The 14,442-nt window shown below is 69.6% G+C and carries 18 protein-coding genes; 10 read left to right on the top strand and 8 right to left on the bottom strand.

Annotated elements, in window-relative coordinates; genetic code table 11:
- Positions 1-479 precede the first annotated feature (479 nt).
- The 3 genes from FM051_RS48210 to FM051_RS48220 form a co-directional block, all read right to left on the bottom strand.
- Complete coding sequence (locus FM051_RS48210; RefSeq protein ID WP_158854476.1) at positions 480-623, bottom strand: hypothetical protein; 144 nt, start codon at positions 621-623, stop codon at positions 480-482.
- A 71-nt stretch (positions 624-694) separates the two neighbouring features.
- Positions 695-832, bottom strand: a complete 138-nt coding sequence (locus FM051_RS48215) for a hypothetical protein (protein ID WP_158854478.1) — start codon at positions 830-832, stop codon at positions 695-697.
- 410 nt (positions 833-1,242) lie between these two features.
- Positions 1,243-2,670 carry a recombinase family protein gene (locus FM051_RS48220; protein ID WP_158854480.1) on the bottom strand — a complete coding sequence of 476 codons (1,428 nt, stop codon included), beginning with the start codon at positions 2,668-2,670 and terminating at the stop codon, positions 1,243-1,245.
- 39 nt (positions 2,671-2,709) lie between these two features.
- Between FM051_RS48220 and FM051_RS48225 the strand changes: the two genes are divergently transcribed.
- On the top strand, positions 2,710-2,949 hold the full coding sequence (locus FM051_RS48225; protein ID WP_158854482.1) for a hypothetical protein: 240 nt from the start codon (positions 2,710-2,712) through the stop codon (positions 2,947-2,949).
- Between the two features lie 5 nt (positions 2,950-2,954).
- A complete protein-coding gene (locus FM051_RS48230) occupies positions 2,955-3,797 on the top strand; it encodes a hypothetical protein (protein WP_158854484.1) in 843 nt (280 codons plus the stop codon).
- Positions 3,798-3,923: 126 nt separating this feature from the next.
- Here FM051_RS48230 and FM051_RS48235 read toward each other — a convergent pair whose 3' ends face one another.
- Complete coding sequence (locus FM051_RS48235; protein ID WP_158854486.1) at positions 3,924-4,940, bottom strand: recombinase family protein; 1,017 nt, start codon at positions 4,938-4,940, stop codon at positions 3,924-3,926.
- Positions 4,880-5,353 (bottom strand): recombinase family protein, encoded by a 474-nt coding sequence (locus tag FM051_RS48240; protein ID WP_158854488.1) that lies wholly within the window; start codon positions 5,351-5,353, stop codon positions 4,880-4,882. Before FM051_RS48240 ends, FM051_RS48235 begins: the two co-directional genes overlap by 61 nt.
- Before the next feature lie 280 nt (positions 5,354-5,633).
- On the opposite strand from FM051_RS48240, the gene FM051_RS48245 reads away from it, so the two are divergent.
- Complete coding sequence (locus FM051_RS48245) at positions 5,634-5,864, top strand: helix-turn-helix transcriptional regulator (protein ID WP_158854490.1); 231 nt, start codon at positions 5,634-5,636, stop codon at positions 5,862-5,864.
- Between the two features lie 171 nt (positions 5,865-6,035).
- On the opposite strand, the gene FM051_RS48250 is transcribed toward FM051_RS48245, so the two are convergent.
- Together FM051_RS48250 and FM051_RS48255 are read right to left on the bottom strand one after the other, a co-directional pair.
- Positions 6,036-7,043, bottom strand: a complete 1,008-nt coding sequence (locus FM051_RS48250; RefSeq protein WP_158854492.1) for an NAD(P)/FAD-dependent oxidoreductase — start codon at positions 7,041-7,043, stop codon at positions 6,036-6,038.
- A 207-nt stretch (positions 7,044-7,250) separates the two neighbouring features.
- Positions 7,251-7,463 carry an integrase core domain-containing protein gene (locus tag FM051_RS48255; RefSeq protein ID WP_158854493.1) on the bottom strand — a complete coding sequence of 71 codons (213 nt, stop codon included), beginning with the start codon at positions 7,461-7,463 and terminating at the stop codon, positions 7,251-7,253.
- Between the two features lie 250 nt (positions 7,464-7,713).
- Between FM051_RS48255 and FM051_RS51255 the strand changes: the two genes are divergently transcribed.
- The gene (locus FM051_RS51255) at positions 7,714-7,920 is read left to right on the top strand and encodes a helix-turn-helix domain-containing protein (RefSeq protein ID WP_202919488.1); all 207 of its coding nucleotides are present in this window, start codon (positions 7,714-7,716) and stop codon (positions 7,918-7,920) included.
- A 57-nt stretch (positions 7,921-7,977) separates the two neighbouring features.
- Complete coding sequence (locus FM051_RS48270; RefSeq protein WP_158854497.1) at positions 7,978-9,048, top strand: questin oxidase family protein; 1,071 nt, start codon at positions 7,978-7,980, stop codon at positions 9,046-9,048.
- A 488-nt stretch (positions 9,049-9,536) separates the two neighbouring features.
- Here the strand turns inward: FM051_RS48270 and FM051_RS48280 are convergent, their stop codons facing one another.
- Positions 9,537-10,436: an aminoglycoside phosphotransferase family protein gene (locus tag FM051_RS48280; protein WP_158854505.1), complete on the bottom strand. Its 900-nt coding sequence runs from the start codon at positions 10,434-10,436 to the stop codon at positions 9,537-9,539.
- Between the two features lie 867 nt (positions 10,437-11,303).
- On the opposite strand from FM051_RS48280, the gene FM051_RS48285 reads away from it, so the two are divergent.
- The 5 genes from FM051_RS48285 (at position 11,304) to FM051_RS53535 (ending at position 14,400) form a co-directional block, all read left to right on the top strand.
- On the top strand, positions 11,304-12,077 hold the full coding sequence (locus FM051_RS48285) for a class I SAM-dependent methyltransferase (protein ID WP_158854499.1): 774 nt from the start codon (positions 11,304-11,306) through the stop codon (positions 12,075-12,077).
- 311 nt (positions 12,078-12,388) lie between these two features.
- Positions 12,389-12,784, top strand: a complete 396-nt coding sequence (locus tag FM051_RS48290) for a MerR family transcriptional regulator (RefSeq protein ID WP_158854501.1) — start codon at positions 12,389-12,391, stop codon at positions 12,782-12,784.
- A 106-nt stretch (positions 12,785-12,890) separates the two neighbouring features.
- Positions 12,891-13,814 (top strand): NADP-dependent oxidoreductase, encoded by a 924-nt coding sequence (locus tag FM051_RS48295; RefSeq protein ID WP_158854503.1) that lies wholly within the window; start codon positions 12,891-12,893, stop codon positions 13,812-13,814.
- A gap of 79 nt (positions 13,815-13,893) precedes the next feature.
- Positions 13,894-14,103: a helix-turn-helix transcriptional regulator gene (locus tag FM051_RS48300; protein WP_274383908.1), complete on the top strand. Its 210-nt coding sequence runs from the start codon at positions 13,894-13,896 to the stop codon at positions 14,101-14,103.
- 171 nt (positions 14,104-14,274) lie between these two features.
- On the top strand, positions 14,275-14,400 hold the full coding sequence (locus tag FM051_RS53535) for a hypothetical protein (protein ID WP_274383909.1): 126 nt from the start codon (positions 14,275-14,277) through the stop codon (positions 14,398-14,400).
- Positions 14,401-14,442: the final 42 nt, after the last annotated feature.

Here is a 14,442-nt window from a genome sequence, read left to right on the forward strand (position 1 = left end):
TGCGTCGGCCTGACCATCTACGCGGTTCTCCGCGAACTGCAACAACTCCTCACCGCCATGGCCGGCGCGTGCCACACCTGCAAACGCCCCTTCCCTTGACACACAACGACCTAACAAAGTACTACTAAGTAGTCACAAGATCGACTGCCGTGGTTTCTCCGATCACACGCAGACGCAACCCTCGATCAACGGCATCGGCGTGGAACCGCCGTTGGACTGTCTGCCGTAGCGCATCAGACGGTAGGCGGTCCCGCCGTACTCCGCCGAAGTCATCCCTGAAGGAGCGGGGCCGGTCAAGCGATGCTGTCGGTCGTTGTTTGTCCGTCTCCGACCACGGCACGACAACGAATCACGGCGACACTGCGGATCGCCAGGCCCACACCTGCCGCACCCCGCGATGTGTCGCCGCAGCCGCAGTGGGAGCCCTCTTGCGGATGCTGGCGCGGCGACTGGGTCATGGTCGGCGTGTCGTCCCGCTGTCAGGCGCGGGCGAGCAGAGCTTGGGCAGGCCGGTCGGCCATCAGATGCAGCGCGGCACCCGCGGGACAGGTGACGGTCACGTCGGCCAGAAACCGCGCCGTCTTCACCTCGTCCTCCGGGACGACATCGTCCGCCTCCGACACGGACCCGGGCTCGGGCCCGATGCCAGGCCGGCTTTGTGGCGCCGATGCGGATTTGCGCGGCGACGAAAGCGTCACCACCTACGCGGCGGCAGGCTCCCCGGTGGCGGCGTGCCCGCCGAAGGTGACGCACCGCCGAACGTGTCGGCGACCCAGCAGGCCAGCAGTCGCAGCGGGGGCAGGCACAGGTTCGCGATCGCGTGCCGTGCCATGCCACAGCGGGTCGACGCCGAGGCGCGACAGCGAGGCTGCGGGGTCAAGCAGTCGGCGCTCCAGGTGGCTGTGATCGCGCCGATGGGACACGTGGTCACGACACGGACGCGCCGGCCGCAATTCCCAGGCGGGCAACAACGCGTCGACCGAACGACATTTCGTCCGACACGCGGTGTTGCAGTAGAAGCCCATCGCACCAAGAAGGCAACAGGCCAGTGACGCCACCATGTCAGACCACCGCCCACTGTGGACGGTGTGACACCGAAAGATCGTCTGTGCTACGTTCTACGTGTGACACGTCCCCACTTCGGACGGGGAACACACAAGATCATCGCGGTCACGAGGCGGAGGGATTCGACCCCCTGGGTGGGATGTATCCCACGCGTGGGGGTTCAAGTCGGACACATTGTTACCCCATGGGGTTGGTTCCAGCATAGTGGACCGACTCCGTGGGGTTTTCCTTTTCCCACGTGGGACCGGTGAGCGTCCCGTCGACCGTGACGGCGTCGGCGTGGCAGACGACCACCGCCCGGTTCGCGCGGATCCGTTCGGCCACGGTGCGGGGACTCGCGGCGGCGGGCAGGTGCAGCGCGCGGCCGATACGGGTGATCAGGTGATCTTCGCGGAGGTAGAGGGTCGCCGGTCGGTCGCCGGTGCGTGGTCCGGTGTGGCCGTGGCGGCAGCGGTAGCCGGCGCGGCCGTTGACCCAGTGGCAGTCCATACGCCGGTCGCAAATTCCGCAGCGCAGCAGGCCGGCGAACAGGTACTCGCGGGTCTCGCCGGTATTGGTGGGTCGTCGGGTGCGCAGTCGCTGCACGGCGACGAAGTCTTGTTCGCCGACCAGTGGGGTGTGGGCGCGTTGTCGGGAGACGGTCCACCGGTCGGTCGGGTTGCGTTTGACGATGCGGCGGCGTCGGCGGTCGGCGGGGGTGGTGTGGTCGTGGTCGACGCCTTGCCGGTTCCAGATCTGCCAGCCGGTGTAGCGCGGGTTCTGCAGGATCACGGTGACTGTCTCGGCGGTCCAGCGGCGGCGGGTGCGGTGGGTGTTGCGGTCGGCGTCGTGCGCAGCCGGGCAGGGGACGCCGCGGTCGTTGAGGTCACGGACGAGGCTGTCGACGCTGCGGCCGGTCCGGCGTTCGGCGAACAGCCACCGCACGACCGGCGCGGTCTCCGGATCGACCTCGAGGCGGTAAGTCATGCGGCCGCGGCGGGCGTCCGCGAGGCGTGGGTGCGCGCCGGACTCGACGAGCATGTAGCCGTAGGGCGCCCGGCCGCCCAGGAAGCGGCCCTCCAGGGTCTGCACGCGCATGGAGGCCATCGCGCGGTGCCGGGCCCGCACGACCTCACGCAGCGACTGTCCTCCCAGCATTTTGACCAGGGCCCGGTGCTCGGGGTTGTCCATGTCGATCGCTTCGCCGGACTCGGGCAGCCATACCTGCACGCCGTAGCGGCGGAACAGGGCCAGCAGCCGCGGCAGCTGGTCGCCGGCGAAGGCCCGCTCGTACTCCCCCACGATGATCGCGTCGAATCCCCGGTTCGGGTCGCGCAGCGCGGCCAGCAGTTCGGCGGCCTCGGGGCGGTCGCGCCACGCGCCGCGGCGGGACTGTCCGGCGTCGAAGAAGACCTTCACGATGTGGCCGTGTCCGGCGATCGTCTCGGAGGCGACCTCCATCTGCCACGCTTTCGAGGTTTCCGGGTCCTGGTGGTCGATGGTGGAGGTGCGGCCGTAGAAGGCGAACCGGAGACCATCCGCGGGGTCGTGACATTGGCGATGATTCCCCCGCGGCGCGCTGTCCTGCCGCCCCATCCACGCCATCAGAATGTCCCGACCCGTCATCGTCGCCGTCCTCTTGTCGTCCCGTGCCGCCACAAGGTCATGATCATTTCAGGCGATCACAAGGCCGTGCTGCGGGGATGCATCGGAGACGGCATCACGACGATGCCCACTGCCCCTGAGTCGATGAAGCCGGGTGCGTTCACTTTGTTGTGCGGGTACCTGCGCGTCGATTCGTCCAAGGATCGACGACACACCGGCACGCAGGCGTGCCCGGTGGTGAGCGTCGCCGTGGTTACTGTCGGCGACAGTGGCATCGGGAACCGGATCGCGGATCGGTGAGGGGCGTGTCGACGACCATGGGCGACGGTGTGACGGCGCGGGGCGAGCTCAGCGCCGAGCAGGAGGAGAACCTGGTGGAGGTGATGCTGCGCCACCAGGTCGGCATCGACCCCGACCACGTCGGCGCCGTGCTGGACATGGCCGCCGTCGGCCTGGTCAACAGCGCGTGGCGCAACAGCCCCGTCGAGGACTGGCACGCCGGCGACGGCCCCCTGAGCGACGGCGACATGCTGCGCGTCAACGCCCACACCACCCACCGGGTCCGGGACATGATCCGACGCCGGCGCACCGACTGCGGCATCGACGCCCACTCCCCCGTCACCGAGTTGGACCGCCTCGACATCGAGGCCGTCGACTGGCTCATGGGCAGGCTCTGCCGCTGGCTCATCGACCCGGACCGCAAGCTGCCCATCGGGGTCACACTGGCCGACATCGCCGGCGACGACCTCGACGAGTTCACCGACCACGCCGCCGGAACACTGGGCACCGTCGCCATCCAGGCCGAGGAACACAGCGCCCACTTCGCGTTCCGACGCGCCGCCGCGCACGGCGGACTCGCCTGCCGCCACTGGTGGGGCACCCCGACCTGGCCCAGGCTGGTCGACCGCTTCCTCACCGCACTCGACGACCCGACCGACCCACACTGGGGACCCGACGGCGAGCGGTTCTCCCGACTGCCCACACGCCCAGCCCGGATCAAGGACAACAACGGGCTGCGAAAACTGCTGCTGCGACACCCCTGGAAACTGGACACCGCATCGGCGGACTACCTCGTCACCGCCGGCATCGGATACCTCCGCGACCCCATACCGCCACTGCCCACCCCGACCGCAGCAGACGACCACTGACCTCCGACCAACAGGCGCCCGATCCCCGATCGATGGATCACCGACCGGCCCGTCACGCTCACCGCGACCCCTGGCCACCCGCTGACGCGGGTGCCGATCCAGCGTGCGAACACCATCACGACCGGATCAGGCCGTGGTCCTCCTCCGCCACCCTCCGACAGGCGCCCAGGGACCGCACTCGTCGCGGTCGTCACGGATCTCGACGCCATCCCGTCCGCAGATCACCCGAGTGCCCTCGACCCACGACGCGACGATCGCACCACCGGTATCGGCGCACACCGGCCGGTCGGGTACCGCGACCAAGGCGATGTGCTCCAGCAGGCGATCCTCGCGCCAGTACAACAGAGTCGGCCCGTCGGGCGGGCACGGCCGCGCACTGGTGTGGCCATGGCGGCACCGGTAACCGGGACGGCCGTGCACCCAGTGAGAGTCCATCCGACGATCACACACCCCGCACACCACCAACCCCGCCAACAGGTACCGCCGCTCCCCGCCGTCGCCGTTCGGACGCCGGGCACGCACCTTCTGTGCGTCGGTGAAGTCCCGCATTCCCACCAACGGCGTGTGGACGACATCGAGGGAGATCGCCCAGTCTTCCGGCAGGTTCGGATACTGCCCCGGGCGTCCGGTGCGCAGGTCGACGTCGTCACGATCATTGGCCATCCGGTTCCACACCTGCCGACCGGTATAACGCGGATTCTCCAGGATCGTCTTCACCGTCGGAGCTCCCCAGCACTCCCCCGCACGATGCCGATTACGCCCCGGATCGACCGCGGACGGACACGGCACACCCCGCTCGTTGAGAGCCCGGGCGATCCCGGCCACCGACATCCCCTCCACCCGACGCGCGAACATCCACTTCACGTGCGGGGCGGTCCGCGGGTCCGGCGCCAGCTTCCACGCCCGCCGCCCCCACCGGGCATCCGCCCGGTTCGGGTGCGGCCCGGCGTCGACCAGCATGTACCCGTAGGGCGGGCGGCCGCCCAGGTAGCGGCCGAGTTCGGCCTGAGCCTTCATCGACCGCAGCGACCGGTTGCGCGCCCGGATCACCTCCCGCTGCGACTGCGCCCCCAAGAACCGCATCAACCGGCGGTGCTCACCGTCGTCCAACTCCACCGGACCGGCGACCTCGGGCAACCACACCCGCACACCCGCCGCCGCAGCAACGACACCATCTCGTCGAACTGCCGGCCGTAGAACGCCCGCTCGTACTCCCCCACCACGATCGCCTCGAACCCTCGGTCCGGATCGGCCAGTGACTCCAACAACCGGGCCCCCTCCGGCCGGTTGGACCACCTGCGGCGCCGCGACACCCCCTCGTCGAAGAACTCCGCGACGACCAGCCCGTGGCCTTCGACCAGCAGCTCGGACATCTCCCGCTGCCACAACCGCGAGGTATGCCGGTCCTGGTGCTCCGAGGTCGACATCCGCCCGTAGAACGCGAACCGCAACCCCAGGTGCAGGTGCCGATCCTGCGAACGTTTCCGCTCACCACTGTGCTGCTTGGCCTGTAACCAGCCGTCGAGCAGATCCTGATCGGTCCTGGACGTAATCATCGCGATCGCCTTCATCGTGGAGGAACGGAACGCCCTGCGGGACCACTCCGCACCACCAGGCTGACGCGGGACCACCCGCGCACCACCCGAACAGAGCAGGACATACACCCGAACAGGCCACACATGCCGCTCAGCCCCCAGGGCAGAGGCGCTGGCGAAAGTAGGCGCAGACCTTGCCCTGTTTCCATCGGCGGGGCCGGCAAGCCTGATGCGGTCGGGCACGACGGCGACCAGCCGGTCCGTTCGGCGAGATCATGCCCGAAGCCCCAGACCGGCTCCCATGCCTGCGCCGAACCACGTGCACCTCACGGACAACCGGACACGATTCGGCCACCGCGTCGCGGCCCTGCGCCTCGAACGCGACTGGACACAGCAACAGCTGGCCGAGGCCGGCGGATTCGACCGCAAGACCGTCAACCGCATCGAGAACGGCAGGCACTCCCCCAGCCTCGACCGCGTCTTCGTCCTCGCCGACGCGCTCGGCGGGCAGCCGCTCGAACTGTTCCACTGACTCGGGCCATGAGTGAGCCGAGCCCGCCGTACGACCGAGTCGTACATGCTTACTTCGGATCGACCGGGTCCGAGTCGATCGGTCTCACGTACTGCTTGTACCTGTCGACGACGACGTCCTCCGCGTGCACGAAGGCTTCTCTGCACTAACTGGTGGAGGAGGTCGGGACCGCTAGAAGCGGTCGAGGCGGCAGCCCGCCAGCGCCGGCTCGACGGTGCCGTCGACCAGCTCCCTCGCGATCAGTCGGCCCACGGCTGGGGCGAGCGTGACTGCCGCGTGCATCACCGCCAGGTACAGGCCAGGAACCCCGGGGACCGGGCCGACGATGGGCTCGCCGTCGGCCGGCATGGGGCGTGCGCCGACCTGGGCGCTGAGCAGCTCGACGCTCGCGGCGCCGCGGAAGGTGGACCGGACGGCGGCCAGAGTCTGTTCCGGTGAATCCGCAGCGGCGATCATCCGGTCCGCGGCGACCTGCCGAAGATCAAAGTCCTGGGTGTTGACCACCGTGCGGACCAGACCGGCCGGGGCGCGGAACTGGAAGAGCGTCGCCGGCGACGGGTCGACCGGGACGCGTATGCCCAGCGGCGCGGCCAGCGCGGCCGTTGCCACTCCGGCCGCGAGCACCACAGTCGCGCCAGAGAAGGGCCCTGCGGCCGTCTCGACCCCGACGATCCGACCTGCGGCGTCTCGGCGGACAGCAGTGACCGGGACGTCGGGATGTACTCGTGCGCCGTGGTCACGGGCGCCCGCGACCAGTCGCTCGGTCACGCCAACCGGGTCGACGGCGGCGTCGTCGGATGCCCAGACGGCCCAGTCCGGGGGCTGCCGCAGGTTGGGCTCAAGCGTCGCCACGGTGGCCGCGTCGATGATCTCCTGCCCGGGCCCGGCCTCCGGCGCACTGTCCGCCGCGCGCCACGACAGCGAGCCGGACCAGGTCACGGGAAGGCCCGGCAGCTCGGCCTCGAGCCGACGGTACTCGTCTGTCGCCGCCACCCGCAGCCCGGCGGCGGGACCGGTGCGCACCCCGGACGATCCGATCCAGGCGAAGGAGTCCACCGTCACCCCGGCGCCCGGCCGCCCGGCGTCGACAAGGGTCACCGCAGCGCCCGCCCGGGCGGCGTGATAGGCCACCGAAGCGCCGACGACGCCGGCGCCGACGACTACGAGGTCCCTGCTCATTGGCGTGCTCGACACTCTAACGACGTTACCGTCCGCAGAGGTTCACCCCCGGCACCCCGCCTCAGCCCTGATCCACCGATGCGATTTCCGGAATGATCATGTCGCCGTTTTGGATGACGGCCGGAGATGAGGACGTGCCTGGTCCGCTGGTCTGTCCAGCATTTCCACTGTGGTCTGAGGTTGTTCCCGAAGACCGGACACCGGATTTCATGCCACGAGAGCGAGACCTTGACGATAGCCAACGCGGACCTCGTGCGGGGTGCGGTAGTCGAGTGTCGAATGTAGACGGTCGTGGTTGTAGTAGCCGAGGTAGGCGAACACGTCCCGTCGGGCGTCGTCGCGGGTCGCCCAGACGGTGGTGCCGATTTCGGTTTTGAGGGTGGCGAAGAACGACTCGGCGACGGCGTTGTGTCGAAGCACGACCCGGCCCGCCCCACCGACGGGTGCATGCCGTGCCCGGCGAGCGCGGACCGGAACCGCCCAGAGGTGTATTGCTTGGGTTCAATCGGTCGTCGCAACACCGGCTTGTCGGACCAAGAGTAGATGATCGTTCAAGGCCTCGGCGGTTGTCTTCCAGCCGAGTGTCTTGAGGGGGCGGCTGTTGAGGTCCCGACGGGTCCCACAACCAACCCGGCGTCGTACCCCGACCCGGGATCGGCGCCTGACTGCCATGCGGGAATTGGGTTACCGGTCCAACAGCGTGACGCGCGCCTCGGAGGACGGCGAGTTCCGCACCATCGGCGTCATCCTGTTCACCTTCTCCACCATCGGCAACAGCCGCCCGCCGGAAGGCGACGTCGACCAACCAACGCTGACGTGGACCAAGTGTGTGACGACCGGTTCCATGACACGGCAACGCCTTCTACAGCCGCCTTGACATCGACCATAGTAGAGGTTGAAGACTGATCGGCACGATGGCGGACGAGGAGGGGCGATGTCACTCGAAGCTGACGGCGTGCTCGATGAGATGTACGAGCGGCTGCATCGAACCGGCCCGGAATTCGACGGGTGGCTGTCCAACCACGGGCCCATGGCGGTCGAGGCCATGATCCGTGCCGGGTACGCGTCCGACACGTCCCGGTGGCTCGACTGGTATGTCCGCCGGCTCGATGAGCTGCCCGTTTCCAGCGACCCGGTCGTACTCGACCGGACGGAGTCCTGGCGCGGGGCGCTCGGTGACGAGCGTCGCGTCGGCGACTGGATCGAGTTGTTCACCCGGGAGCTGGCGAACCGCCCGTGGCGTGACGTCCTGGCCACTTGGTGGCCACGCCTCCTGCCGGGCATCGTGGCGGGTGCCACGCACGGCGTGATCCGCGTCGGCCATGCGGTGCGCGTCCTGTTGACCGAGGACACCACGCCCCCGCGCATCGCCGAACTGGCACACGGTCTCGGGTACTGGGCAGCACGGTGGCAACAGGTGCCGGGTGTCGTCGGGCCGGCAGGGACCGCCGCGGCGCCGGAGGCACTGGCCGGTGTTCCCCGCGTCGGTGAACAGACCGGGGGCATCGGGTCGAGGATCGCCCAATTGGGAACCCTGGACGGGTGGTCGAGCGCTCTGGCCGCACTCCGCGTCCCGGTGGCTCCAGAGGACGCGCGGTCGCTGCTCGCCGGACTGGTCGACACCGCCGTGCTGCGCTACCGCACTCACGGACACGGTTCCGGGGTGATGCTGGTGCACGCGGCGACCGCACCCAATGCCGTTCTGCGTACGCTGCCCGCACTGCCGCCGGACCTGTGGGGAACGAGCCTGGCCGCGGCCTGGGCCGCGAGTGCCGCGGTGTCCTCGGCCTACGCCCCGCCCGCAGCGGCACCGGAGTCGGCCCTGCCCACTGCGCCGGAAGGCCCCGACGCGGCAGCCGACGTCCTTGCCCGCGCGGTCGAACACGGCGACGAGCATGCCGTCAAGTTCGCCGACACCGCCGTGGAGACCTTCGAACGGACGAACGACCCGGCCGCGTTGTCCGCCGCGATCCGCGCCACCCGACTGATCCAACCCGCCGCCTGATCCACAGCCCGGACCGGACCGGCTCGACGCTCCCTCCGTGTAGGCGCATCGCGGCCAAGCTCGCCGCGATGGTGGATACGACCGTCCTCACACGAGCCGGGGCTTCCCCGTGCAGTGCCTCGTCCATGTCGAGCGGTCCGTGTCTCGTCCGACTGAAGTTTGTGGTGGTGCAGGCTCCTGACCTGCGATCCGCGAAGTAGCCCGGACGATCTCGGGTGCAGGCTGTCCAAGGCTGGTTTGCGGATCGCAGGTGCTGTGCTGTCGAACTCGCCCAAGGGCCTGGACGCGACCGTCCGCTCGATGCGGCAGGACGGCGCGTCGTGCAGCGTCCGTGCGGCTGCAGCCGCCGCGGCCCATGCCGACGGCGACGCGGTCGACGGCTCGCCGAGGCGGCCGAGTGCCGTGCCTGGGAGGGCGGCGAGCGCGAGCACGGGCGGGCAATCAGAGGCGGGCTGTGTCAGCCAGGCTGTTGCCGACCGGTGCCGGACTCAGGTTGACGACGTATCCGCGATGATGCGTGCCAGGGTGCGTCGGCCCATCCGGCTCATCGTCGGATTGCTCTCGACGTAGTACCAGACGACTCCCATCGCTTGTGCGAAGGCCCACGCCTTCCCGCGCTGCCACTCGAGGTCGTCGCACCCGAGGTCGTCGCGGAACGCCTGCCGCGGCCCGGGTTCGAGCAGGTGCCAGGCACCCGCGAGATCCAGAGCGGGGTCCGCCGGACCCAGGCCGCCGACATCGATGATCCCGGTCAGGCGTGCGTCGGACACGAGCACGTTGCCGGGAATCAGGTCGCCGTGCGTCATCACGTCGCCGGCGGTACCACGCGGCAGGTCGCGCAGGGCGTTCCACGCCCTGCGAAGCCTCGGAACGTCGAGGAGTTGTCCGCTGCGCTCGAAGCAGACCTCCATCCACGCGTCGTGAGATCGCAGGTCCCCTCCCCTGCCTCGCCCGCTGAACGTCCGGCCGTGTGTGTCGATCGCGCGCGCACCGCGGATGAATTCGGCCAGGTCGTGCGCGAACGCGACGGATTCGCCCGGGTCCTCCTCCGTGGCCACAGCCCCGGGCAGCCAGGTCTGCACCGACCACGGGAGCGGGTAGCCCGCCCCGGGTTCACCCAGCGCGACCGGCTCGGGTGTGCGGAACCGCGTGCGACCCGCCAGCTCGCGGGCCGCTTCGGCCTCGGACTCCAGCGACCGCCGCACCGACCCGACATCTCCGGGTTGCACAGCGAAACGGGCCGCGAGCCGGTCGCCGATGCGGAAGATGGCGTTGACCGTCCCTTGTGAAGCGACACTGGTCACGGGCAGGCCCCGCCACTGGGGGAACTGCTCGTCCACTAATGCGCGCACCGTCTCCGGCGACACGGTCAGTTGGTCGGCATGCATTCGCACGCCAGGAGCTTCATCCACTTCCGCCTCCGGCCGCAACCAGTTTCCCTGTCGTACCAGGACCGAGGGCTGCCGCAGCATGGCCCGGCGGTGAGAAGCCGACCTGCTCGACGCTCAGGCGGTGGCACGCGCCGCGCTGCGGGAACCCGGCCTGCCCACCGCGCAGTTGGACGGCCCGGACCGCGAGGTCCGACTCCTGGTCGACACACGCGAAGCCCTGGTCGGTGAACGCGCCCGGACGATCAACCGCCTGCGTTGGCACTTGCACGAACTCGACCCCGGCTGGGCCCCGCCCCCGGTCGCTGGACCGGGCAAGCGCCCACCAGGCCATCATCACCCGCCTGAACTCCCACCACGGGACGGTGGCCCGTTCGGCCCGGGCCCTGACCGCACCGCTGCCCGTGTGGTCGTCCAACCGCGTCCGACATCGGCTCAGCCGCACCGGCAACCGCCACTCAACACCGCCCTGCACCGCATCGCCTCGCCTGCGGTCACCCGACGCCCAAGCCCTCCTCGCCCGCCGCCGAGCTGGCGGACTCGAAGCCTCCGCGCACTCAAACGACACCTCTCCGACGTCGTCTACCGCGTCGCGGATGGACGTGGCGACCTGCTCATGATGGGGAGCTGGCCGCGGGCAGCGGTGTGTGCGTCGGAGCTGCTGGGTTGCGGCACGAGGGCATTGATTACCGCCGGCGGACGATCGACGTCGACCGTGTGGCTATGGAGGTCACTTCTGACCTCGGATGTCGGTCAGTTCTGACCGCACTCGCCGATCAAGTGCATGATCAATGTCGGTGAGTTTTGACCGCACTTGTGGATCACTATCCGCCTTGGCTGGTAGGGCGCGGTGGGTAGGGTGACCGCGTGGAGGAACGGCTGCTTCTCGGCTCGTCGTTCGGCGCAGCGGCGGCCGCATATGCCGAGCACCGTCCGGACTACGCGCCGGCCGCGGTGCGCTGGGCGCTGGAGTTTGCGCCCGGCCTGCGGGTGCTCGACCTCGGGGCCGGAACCGGCAAGCTGACCGCCACGCTGGTCGCGCTGGGTGCTGACGTCGTCGCGGTCGAGCCTGACGCGGCGATGTTGACCGAGCTGCGGCGTGCGCTGCCGGCTGTCCGTGCCCTGCCGGGTAGTGCCGAGGCGATACCGCTGCCGGACGCGTCGGTCGATGTCGTGATGGCCGGCAATGCCCTGCACTGGTTCGACATGGACGTCGCAGGACCGGAGATGGCCAGGGTCCTCGCGCCCGGGGGCGTCCTGGCCGGTCTGTGGAACGTCCTGGACGACCGGGTCGATTGGGTTGCGGGACTCGAGCGGGTCAGCGGGAGCGCGGCCATCGGCCCGCGTGACACGCTGAGCAGTTGGCGCGCCGCGACGGCAGGCATGCACCTTCCGAACACCGATCTGGTCGCCCGGTTCGGTTCGCCGGAGCAGGCCGAGTTCCCGCACGGACAGCGTCGAACCGCCGATTCCCTCGTCGCGACACTCGCGACGCGCGCCGGGATGCTGGTCATGCCGGAACGGGACCGGGAGGCCGCGCTCGGCGGGATCCGCGCTTTCCTCGCGGGCAGACCGGAAACCGGCCGCGGCGAGTTCACCCTTCCGATGCTGACCGGCGTTCTGCGCGTCCGGCGGCTCTGAAAGCCGTCGACCTTGCTGGTCGACGCCGGCCGCAACCCGGGACATCCGCCGCTTCGGCTCAAATCCGGAGAACGGACAACAGGGTCAGCCGGTGCTCGCCCGGCCGGCGCGGGCGCGGGTCTGGGCGAGGCGGTAGGAGTCGGTGCCGGTCTCGATGATGTTCCCTGTCAAGTCAGCGTGTTGTCGGCGTACTGAGAAAAGTGCTCAGTCGTAGGGCCGGGCGACGACCCTGCCGGCCGTGGCGGTGTCCGCGGGTGTCCATGACTCGCTGGCGGTCTGAACCTGGAGCACGCGGGCGTAGGCTCTCAGGGATGCGGATCGGCGAGTTGTCCAAGCGTACGGGCGTGAGTCCGCGCTCACTGCGGTACTACGAAGAGCAGGGCCTGCTGACCAGCTCACGCTCCGACGCCGGGCAGCGTCACTATTCCGATGCCGCGGTCCAGCGCGTGTCGCTCATCCGACAGCTGTTCGACGCGGGTATGTCCAGCCGGGTGATCGCGACCGTGCTGCCGTGTGTGGACGTCCCCGGTGACCTGGGCGTCGCCGAGGAGACGTTCACGGCGATGATGCGCGAGCGCGGCCGGATCGACGCCGACATCGCGCACCTGATCGAGACCCGGGATGCACTCGACGTGCTGATCAAGGCCAACAGTCGGTACCGGGCGGAGCTGTCCACGACCCCGGAACCGGTGGCACAGTCGGCCTGATGCTGTGACCTGCACCTCAGCCGCTTGCCCCTTACATCGATGTCAGAGGTGAGGATGGCGACAGCGCCCGGAATCACCGGGTCGGTCACCCGGGAGGCGGCAGAAGATGGGGCAGGCGTGGGGTTTCGGCAGGTATGGCGGGCCCGAGGTGCAGGAGTTCTTCGATCGTCCCGATCCCGTCCCCGGTCGCGGCGAGGTGCTGATCCGGGTCGATGTCGCCGGCGTGAATCCCCTCGACCACCTTCTGCGCTCGGGTCTGGTCCCTGGGCTCGACGGCGGGCGTCCGTTTCCCCGCGTGCTGGGCATGGAGGCAGCCGGAACCGTTCTCGCCCTGGGCGAGGACGTCGACGGGCTCGAGGTGGGTGACGCGGTCTTCGGCTTCGCACTCACCGGTGGCGGCACCTACGCCGAGACGACGGTGCTGTCCGCGCCGAACACCGCGCTCATCCCGGCGGGCCTGTCCGCGACCGTGGCGGCAACGCTGCCAGTGGCCGGGACGACCGCGGTGGATGCGCTCGACCAGCTCAGCCTCCCGGCCGGTGCCACGGTCCTGGTCAACGGGGTCGGCGGCGGGGTCGGCCTCGCCGTCGCCCGGCTGGCCATCAGTCGCGAACTGCGGGTGATCGGCACCGGGAGTACCGCCAAGCGCGAGCACGCCGAGGCCATCGGGGTGCGGTTCATCGACTACGCCGCCGAGAACGTCGTCGCTGCGGCACGCGAGCTCGTTCCGGACGGCTTCGACGGGATCGTCGATCTGGTCGGAGGCACCTCGCTACGGACGGTCGCTCCGCTGGCCCGGGATCCCCGCAACATCATCGCCGTGGGTGATATGTCTGTGCCCGAACTCGGAGGGCGTTTCGTCGAGCGTCGCCTCGACCGCGAGAACCTGGAGCGGTCCGCCAGGCTGGCCCTCGACGGAGTCCTCGCACCCGTGATCACCGCGGTCCACCCGCTCTCCGACGCCCCGGCCGCCCTCGCCACCGTCGAGAACGGTCACACCTCGGGCAAGGTCGTCATCAAGGTGGCATGAGAAGTGCCCGGACGCCCGACGCCGTCAACAGTCCATAACAGACGGGCGAGAGTCGCGCTGGGGCCTGGAGATCATCAAGTTGACCGGGCGGCCGTCGGGCAGCGTCTATCCGTTGCTGGACAGGCTGGAGCGGGCCGGCTGGGTCACGTCGTCGTGGGACGACGACGCGGAACGGCGCGGGCCGCGGCGGCGGATGTACCGGCTGACGCCCGAGGGGGCTGCTGAAGCTCGCCGGGTCGTCGCGCGGGCTGCTCCGGCGCCGCGTTGGGTGCCGAGGACGGCGCAATGAGAGTCGCGTTGTTGTTGGTGCGGTTCGCGGCGGCGGTGGTGGGCGATGACCGCTATCGCGAGCAGTGGGAAGCGGATGTTGTTGGGGCGCGCGAACTTGGCATGTCGCCGTTGAGCGTGGCGTTCGGGGCTTTGCGCGCTGTCGTTGCTATGCCTTCGAAGGGGGGCTGTCATGGCTGGGATCGGTCCGATGGGTATCGCGTTGAAGCACGCGCAGACGCCGCGTGGGCGTGTGCTCGCCATCGCCGTTGTGTCGGCGTTGTTGTTGCTGGGCGGGGTTGCACTGTTGTTCGCATGAGCAAATAGCTCGGTGTCGTTTCGGCAGGTCCGGGCTTAGCCT

This window comes from Saccharothrix deserti (assembly GCF_009769385.1).
GTDB lineage: Bacteria > Actinomycetota > Actinomycetes > Mycobacteriales > Pseudonocardiaceae > Actinosynnema > Actinosynnema deserti.

What these genes read in the sequence shown, in the direction of transcription:
- FM051_RS48220 (WP_158854480.1), bottom strand. Translation starts at nt 2,670, where the DNA reads ATGACGGGTCGGGACATTCTGATGGCGTGGATGGGGCGGCAGGACAGC.
- FM051_RS48215 (WP_158854478.1), bottom strand. Translation starts at nt 832, where the DNA reads ATGGCACGGCACGCGATCGCGAACCTGTGCCTGCCCCCGCTGCGACTG.
- FM051_RS48295 (WP_158854503.1), top strand. Translation starts at nt 12,891, where the DNA reads ATGGGGCAGGCGTGGGGTTTCGGCAGGTATGGCGGGCCCGAGGTGCAG.
- FM051_RS48225 (WP_158854482.1), top strand. Translation starts at nt 2,710, where the DNA reads ATGATCATTTCAGGCGATCACAAGGCCGTGCTGCGGGGATGCATCGGA.
- FM051_RS48280 (WP_158854505.1), bottom strand. Translation starts at nt 10,436, where the DNA reads ATGCATGCCGACCAACTGACCGTGTCGCCGGAGACGGTGCGCGCATTA.
- FM051_RS53535 (WP_274383909.1), top strand. Translation starts at nt 14,275, where the DNA reads ATGGCTGGGATCGGTCCGATGGGTATCGCGTTGAAGCACGCGCAGACG.
- FM051_RS48240 (WP_158854488.1), bottom strand. Translation starts at nt 5,353, where the DNA reads ATGATTACGTCCAGGACCGATCAGGATCTGCTCGACGGCTGGTTACAG.
- FM051_RS48290 (WP_158854501.1), top strand. Translation starts at nt 12,389, where the DNA reads ATGCGGATCGGCGAGTTGTCCAAGCGTACGGGCGTGAGTCCGCGCTCA.
- FM051_RS48270 (WP_158854497.1), top strand. Translation starts at nt 7,978, where the DNA reads ATGTCACTCGAAGCTGACGGCGTGCTCGATGAGATGTACGAGCGGCTG.
- FM051_RS48250 (WP_158854492.1), bottom strand. Translation starts at nt 7,043, where the DNA reads ATGAGCAGGGACCTCGTAGTCGTCGGCGCCGGCGTCGTCGGCGCTTCG.
- FM051_RS51255 (WP_202919488.1), top strand. Translation starts at nt 7,714, where the DNA reads ATGCGGGAATTGGGTTACCGGTCCAACAGCGTGACGCGCGCCTCGGAG.
- FM051_RS48245 (WP_158854490.1), top strand. Translation starts at nt 5,634, where the DNA reads ATGCCTGCGCCGAACCACGTGCACCTCACGGACAACCGGACACGATTC.